The sequence below is a fragment of the Microcystis sp. LEGE 00066 genome, assembly GCF_015207925.1.
GTDB classification, from domain to species: Bacteria; Cyanobacteriota; Cyanobacteriia; order Cyanobacteriales; family Microcystaceae; genus Microcystis; species Microcystis ichthyoblabe_A.
Genome location: NZ_JADEVX010000219.1, coordinates 1 through 6,336 on the forward strand (window position 1 = coordinate 1; position 6,336 = coordinate 6,336).

General features: G+C 44.7%; 6 protein-coding genes, 1 tRNA gene and 1 pseudogene. 6 read left to right on the forward strand and 2 right to left on the reverse strand.

What is annotated here, in order from left to right:
- Positions 1–4: 4 nt before the first annotated feature.
- From ribH to IQ224_RS20615, 5 genes are all read left to right on the forward strand, one after another.
- A complete protein-coding gene (gene ribH, locus IQ224_RS20595; protein WP_002749065.1) occupies positions 5–550 on the forward strand; it encodes a 6,7-dimethyl-8-ribityllumazine synthase in 546 nt (181 codons plus the stop codon).
- A gap of 29 nt (positions 551–579) precedes the next feature.
- Positions 580–816 carry a hypothetical protein gene (locus IQ224_RS20600; RefSeq protein ID WP_002749067.1) on the forward strand — a complete coding sequence of 79 codons (237 nt, stop codon included), beginning with the start codon at positions 580–582 and terminating at the stop codon, positions 814–816.
- A 70-nt stretch (positions 817–886) separates the two neighbouring features.
- Positions 887–958 (forward strand) — tRNA-Gly (locus tag IQ224_RS20605).
- A 171-nt stretch (positions 959–1,129) separates the two neighbouring features.
- Positions 1,130–1,537 (forward strand): hypothetical protein, encoded by a 408-nt coding sequence (locus tag IQ224_RS20610; protein ID WP_002749069.1) that lies wholly within the window; start codon positions 1,130–1,132, stop codon positions 1,535–1,537.
- A 10-nt stretch (positions 1,538–1,547) separates the two neighbouring features.
- On the forward strand, positions 1,548–2,795 hold the full coding sequence (locus IQ224_RS20615) for a glutamate-5-semialdehyde dehydrogenase (protein WP_002749071.1): 1,248 nt from the start codon (positions 1,548–1,550) through the stop codon (positions 2,793–2,795).
- Between the two features lie 130 nt (positions 2,796–2,925).
- Here the strand turns inward: IQ224_RS20615 and arsM are convergent, their stop codons facing one another.
- Complete coding sequence (gene arsM / locus IQ224_RS20620) at positions 2,926–3,900, reverse strand: arsenosugar biosynthesis arsenite methyltransferase ArsM (RefSeq protein WP_194033443.1); 975 nt, start codon at positions 3,898–3,900, stop codon at positions 2,926–2,928.
- 258 nt (positions 3,901–4,158) lie between these two features.
- Here arsM and IQ224_RS20625 point away from each other — a divergent pair, with 258 nt between their 5' ends.
- Complete coding sequence (locus tag IQ224_RS20625; protein WP_002749074.1) at positions 4,159–5,841, forward strand: hypothetical protein; 1,683 nt, start codon at positions 4,159–4,161, stop codon at positions 5,839–5,841.
- A 223-nt stretch (positions 5,842–6,064) separates the two neighbouring features.
- Here the strand turns inward: IQ224_RS20625 and IQ224_RS20630 are convergent.
- Positions 6,065–6,336: pseudogene (locus IQ224_RS20630) on the reverse strand (transposase); the annotation flags it as partial.

Consider the following 6,336-nt stretch of genomic DNA (forward strand, 5'->3'; position numbering starts at 1 on the left):
ACCTATGACTGTTTTTGAGGGAAATTTTACCGAGGACATATCCTCTTGGCGCTTTGCGATCGTGATTGGTCGTTTTAATGATCTGGTCACTGATAAACTGTTATCAGGCTGTCAAGACTGTCTCAAGCGTCACGGGGTTGATGTTAATCCCGATGGCACACAAGTGGATTATATCTGGGTACCGGGTAGCTTTGAAGTGCCAATGGTAGCCCGTCAAGTCGCCCTTTCCCACCGTTACGATGCCGTTATTTGTCTAGGGGCAATTATTCGCGGACAAACGCCCCATTTTGACTACGTTGCTGCCGAGGCTGCTAAAGGCATCGCTGCGGCCGCTTTTCAGACAGGTGTTCCCGTTGTCTTCGGTATTCTCACCACTGATACGCTACAACAGGCCCTCGAACGGGCCGGGATTAAAAGTAATTTGGGCTGGAATTATGGCTTATCTGCCCTAGAAATGGCTAGTCTCATGCGTCAATTGCGCCCCCGGGATGAAGATAAACCCCTAGGATTATTGCAAAATAATCCCCCACAGGCACTGATGGAAGGCTAAGAAAATTCCCCCAGCATTTAGGGTTTTAGTTGTCCCCACTCCCCGCTGTCGAGAGAATCAAGACTCTGGAATTAGATTTAGAACCAGAGGGGCGGATTACGGCAGCTTTTGAGGCTATGGAACGCCCTATCACTGAAAAATTCGCCGCCATTGACAAGTGCTTTGATCGCTTGCAACATCAGTTCAACCGACTACAGGCTAAGATAGAAGTGGTTCTCGAAGCTATTACCGGTTTGGGGGATTGGCCAGAAGATGAATTATTGTAAAAAAATGCTCCAAACCAGTTGACAAATGCTCTGAGATTTGGGATACTTAGGGGAGTGTGAAAAACGGCTTGCGGGCATAGCTCAGTGGTAGAGCGTCACCTTGCCAAGGTGAATGTCGCGCGTTCGAATCGCGTTGCCCGCTTGAAAAAATCTTGAAATAGCTCTTAAGATTAGTAGGAATAATTTAGGGATATCCCTTAATATGGGAATTATCCGTGAGCAATAGGGTTGAGGATTTTGGGCAACCATTGAATCCCTGAGCTATTGACCACGAGCGACTAAAAACAACCGTTTATAAACAAAAATTTAGCTTGTGCGACCGCATAAATATACCAAAATCGACCAACACCAAGACTATCCTTGTCCCTGTCGTCGGAAAGGGACATTATGCCCGATTTTATTGACCGATGCCTTTGGCTGCGATCGCTGTCAACAAATATTTGTGCTACAGGAAAACGGCCAAATTATCGAACAATTAGCCCCCCACTATCCCTATAAACGCAGTTGGTGCTGGACGGGATTTCGTTGGGTGAGTACCAATCAGCGCCTTGGACAAGAGGTATTAGCCCTGATGGTGGGGATAATTCTGTTATTATCGGTCGTCTGGCTACCCTTAATTTTAAAATCACCGCCGGGGGTAAGCGTGATTTTTGGGGCAATTCTAGTTATGCTATTAGTTATTTTGCCCGCGTTAATCTTTTGGTTAGCCTATCGACGCTAGACAAGAATCTATGATCGAAAGTTCCTCCATCCCCCCCCTGACGATCTTTAAGCAAGCATACAATGCTTTTCTGGCTCTAGGTCAATTTAATGGCAATGAAAGAAATCGCGGAGTAATTGCGATCGCTAATGCCATTAAAACTGGCTTTGATCGTATTTTAGAAGCCAATACCCTCGATTTAGAAGTCAGTCGAGAGATGGCTGTCTCAGAACAAATGATTCGCTGGCTACGGTTAACTCCCGAACGTTTAGAGACGACGGTGGAGGTATTACAACAACTAGCGGAAGCATCGGATCCGCTGCAACAGGTAATTAACGCAGCCTATCAACTCAATCCTTCCCAAACCTATTGCCAAAGGATGCCTTTAGGAGTGATTGCCTTCGTCTATGAAGGTTTTCCAGAATTAGCGATGGTAGCGGCGGGATTTTCCCTAAAAAGTGGCAATAGTTTGATTATTCGCGGTTCCAATGCCTCTAGTCATTCCGATGAGGTGATTACGGAAATTATCCAAGAAGCATTGGAAGATGTGGGTTTACCCGTGGATTGTGTGAGTGGTTTACCCTGTGATTCTAGTCCCTCCCTAGAGGAGTTGCTGACCCAGGAAAATTATGTTAATTTGATCATTCCCTACGGTCGCCCTAGTTTAATCGGTCGGGTGAGTCAATTGGCTACGGTTCCCGTTTTGCGTGCGGCCATGGGAAACTGTTATTTGTATTGGTCTCCTAGTGGCGATTTGGAGTTAGCTCGTCAGGTAATTATCGATAGTCATGGCAGCATACCAGATCCGGTTAACGCGATCGAAAAAGTTTTAATTAGTCCCCATCACAATTCTTCGACTTTAAGTCGTTTGTTTAAAAGTTTGCAGGAAAAAGGCTTTAAATTGCGGGGAGATACCCGATTAGCGGCGGATTTTCCCGAACATTTAACCATTGCCACCGATAATGATTGGCAAAGACCCTATTTAGAAAAAAAGCTGGCCTTTAGGTTAGTGGATACCCTAACTGATGCGATCTCTTGGATTAATAAGTATAGTAGCGGTCATGCGGATTGTATTGTCACCGAATCCTATCGAGAAAGTCGTCAATTCGCCATGGAGTCCGATAGTGCTTTAGTTTATATCAATTCCTCACCCCGATTTGATCGCAATCCCAAACAGGGAGAATCGGTATTTTTGGGCATTTCCAACCAAAAAGGCCAGCGCCGGGGGTTAATCAACCTAGAAACCTTTACCACCCTTAAACAGGTAGTGCAGGGCTAGTTTTTTTCAGTAAACAGTAAACAGTGAACAGTAAACAGTAAACAGTAACCAATCACTAACCACTAATCAATGATAACTGATAACTGATAACTGATAACTGAGGGATCGGACTTGCCTCGACCGTGCTTTTTTAACAGCAACCGCCCCCATTATAGTGCCAAGTGGACTCGGTGATGAGGATATCTTCGGGAGACAAACGAGCTAAGTTGCTCGCAGTTTTATCACAGACGGCCACTGGTAATCCTTTGGCTAAAATATGCCCAGCACCATCATCAAAAATTGCCTCCGTACCAGTATAAATAGCAGTTTTGCCGGTAAAAATACAGGCCCCATCTTCGGGAATAGCTACTTTAAAAGCAACGGAATCCAAACTTTCTAAGAGGAGCGGCTCGGCTAAATTATAACTCTGACAGTCCAGTAAACGATAGGGACGACGGGCCCGAATTTCTACCTGACCAAAACCAGCAGCAATCAACTGTTGAATATAATCATCGTAGGTTAAGGCCCCCGATAGACACATAGCCCTTAAACGCTGATCTTCTTGCAAATGTTCAGGAATTGGACGAGGGGCGATCGGATCACTCATCAGTAAACGTCCTCCCGGTTTTAAGACGCGAAAAGCCTCGCGTAAAGCTAACTGTAAATCGGCTGGTTTAAAGATATTAAAAAGACAATTCTGCGCCACTACATCGACGGAGGCATCCTCCACCGGCAATTCAAAAGCGGAACCATCTTTAATTTCCACAAAATCGAGACTAAACCAGGGATTTTCTGGCAGTGCTTCGCCGAGATTTCTTTGGGCTGCCCAACGCATTTCCGGCACTGGATCCACCGCAATGACTCCCCCCGGACGACGGGAAAAATAGGCGAATTGCAGTGCTTCTAAACCACCACCCACACCCACATACAAAACCCTGGGAGAATTGCCCAATTCATTAACCTGCACCGTCGTGCCACAACCATAGTTCATCTCCTGCATAATGGCGGGGATTTTTAACCCCGGCAGTTGCAAAGGACTGCTTTGAACACAACATAGCCCCACTTCGGGAGCTTGGGCTACTTCGCTGTAAAATTTGGCAGTAGCTTCCAGATAAGTCATTTTCATCCTTTAAACTCCTTTTCTCTGATCAATTCAAGGACTTACTTCGCATCCTCGCCCAACGCTATCTTAGCAGGGTGGATCGGCACCCCCCTGATCAAGAGCGGATTTCAGGAGGGATCGAACCTAAAATCCCTTTTTAATTTAATTATAACCAGCTACTTAGCTGCATATCGAGGGATTTCTTCATCCCCAAACCGATCGAGAAGTTACCGGGTTAATCTAGGATTAGCTCCTGTTGACGGCTGTAGAGAGGACAGAAATATGATACTGACAATAATCGATCGCCTTACGGAAACCAACCCGCAAATTATGCGAGAATGGCAAGGAAGATTAACCCCGAAAAATATCTCGATCGCCTCGATTATCTCCCTTGTTGGTCAATTATTAGTTTACTTGTACTATCAAAATCTCTTGCCAGTAGGAGCGGGATTTAGTCGTTACTGTACCGCTAATCCCCCCAATAACAACGACTATTATCCCTATAGTGGGCTTAAATACTGTATCCAAGACTTAAATGGTCAATGGATGATTATCTCCCGGTTATGGTGGTTAGATATCTTCACTTTTCTGAGTATTACCGGCATTTTCGCTCTTTTAGTGGTGGGAACCTATCAATTAATCGCGGATCTTTCTGGGGAAGAGCGCCGAGGTACACTTAATTTTATCCGTCTGAGTCCCCAACCCGCCAAAACGATTTTGATCGGCAAAATTTTCGGGGTTCCCATTCTCCTCTATCTCGTCTGTCTTCTCGCTTTACCCTTTCACTTGGGGGCGGGTTTATTAGCAGGTATTCCCTTGTCGTTAATTTTAGCCTTCTACGCGGTTCTGATCGCTAGTTGTGCCTTTTTCTATCATGCTGCCCTTAGTTTCGCTTTAGCCACGCCATGGTTAGGAGGATTTCAACCCTGGTTAGGCAGTGCTACAGTCTTAATCTTTGTGTTTTATAGCAGTATTTTTACTTTATCGGGCTATGGCGGTTCCCGTACCCCCTTTGATTGGTTAATTCTCTTTAATCCTAGTTTTTTCCTTCCCTATCTAGTTAAATCTACCTTTCTCCCCCCCGATGCGGTACGCTATCTAGGAATCTCACAAATCTTCGATCTGCGTTGGTACGGTCAATCTCTCTGGCAATCGGTTATAATGGGTATTAGCTTAATTTTGCTCAATTTTGCCCTCTGCACCTACGGTTTAACCAGAATTCTCCAGCGTCGCTTCCATAATCCCCTCGCTACTCTTGTTAGTAAACCCCAAAGTTACTGGATGATGGGCTGTTTTAGTGCCATTAGCCTAGGTTTTGTCTTCCAAACGCTGGAACCGAGCTATCTTTTCGATAATTTTGCGATTCTTAGCGTTTTTGTGGCAATTTTTGGCTTGTTAATCCTTTTTGCCCTCACTCCCCCCCGTCAAACTCTCCAAGATTGGGCGCGCTATCGTCATCTGCAAGGAAAAACGGGCATTAGTCTGGGGAAAGCTCTAATCTTTGGCGAAAAAAGTCCTTCTACCCTAGCCATGGCTGTTAACCTCGCTATTGCCATTTTATTCATCCTTCCCGCTATTTTTATCGCCCCTCTCCATCAATATAAACTAGCCACTGCAGCCGGGTTTCTCTTGGCAATGAACATGATTTTAGTCTATGCCGCTATCGCCCAATTATTGATGTTAGGCAGCACAAATAAACGCGCTTTGCTGGCAGCTACTAGCATCGGCATTTTGATTATTTTCCCCTTCCTCTGTTTTGCTGTCTTGAGAGTTAATCCCAGTCAATCTCCGCTTTTATGGTTTTTTACTTTTCTTCCCATTGCCGCTACTAAATACGCTACACTTCCCTCTTTCGCTTTGGCAATCTTCGGTCAGTGGTTGGGTTTAACCCTCGTCGGATGGCAAATTAATCGGCAATTAAATCGCCTTGGTGCCTCGACAACTAAAGCGTTAATGCCAAGCTGAAAAATACCGACTCACGGGGGGGATTAAATAATATCTCTGCCGACAATTTTCTCCCCTTGAGTATCGGGTAAATTTTTTTTTCCAAAAAAGCTTGACAAAACCCCACGATTTGACAGATAATTTCTTATATAATGGGAATACCTGCCTGCGACCCCCCTTTTTTCAGGTCAAATAAAGCCCCAAAAAATGGTTCTTCCGAACTTACCATGTAAAATAAACTAGCAAAATGCCAATTTAATAAACATCTAAGACTAAAGTTTTTAAAGTTTCTAAATCCATAGCCTCTCCTTTTAATCACCTTCAGTTTATTGTTAATTCCTTCCACTGTTCCCTGGGTTGTTCGGTTATCAAAATAGGCAGTTATTTCATCAATCCACCGCCTCATTGTCTGGCAGCTTTTAGGAAAGTAAGCCATCGCCTTTTTGAGCCAATCACTCAAGGCAAATAATCCCTCATTCCCCTCCGCATTTTTCTCAAATACTTCTCTAAATTCCT

Coding starts and splice junctions, on each gene's coding strand:
- ribH (WP_002749065.1), top strand. CDS start 5: ATGACTGTTTTTGAGGGAAATTTTACCGAGGACATATCCTCTTGGCGC.
- IQ224_RS20615 (WP_002749071.1), top strand. CDS start 1,548: ATGATCGAAAGTTCCTCCATCCCCCCCCTGACGATCTTTAAGCAAGCA.
- arsM (WP_194033443.1), bottom strand. CDS start 3,900: ATGAAAATGACTTATCTGGAAGCTACTGCCAAATTTTACAGCGAAGTA.
- IQ224_RS20625 (WP_002749074.1), top strand. CDS start 4,159: ATGATACTGACAATAATCGATCGCCTTACGGAAACCAACCCGCAAATT.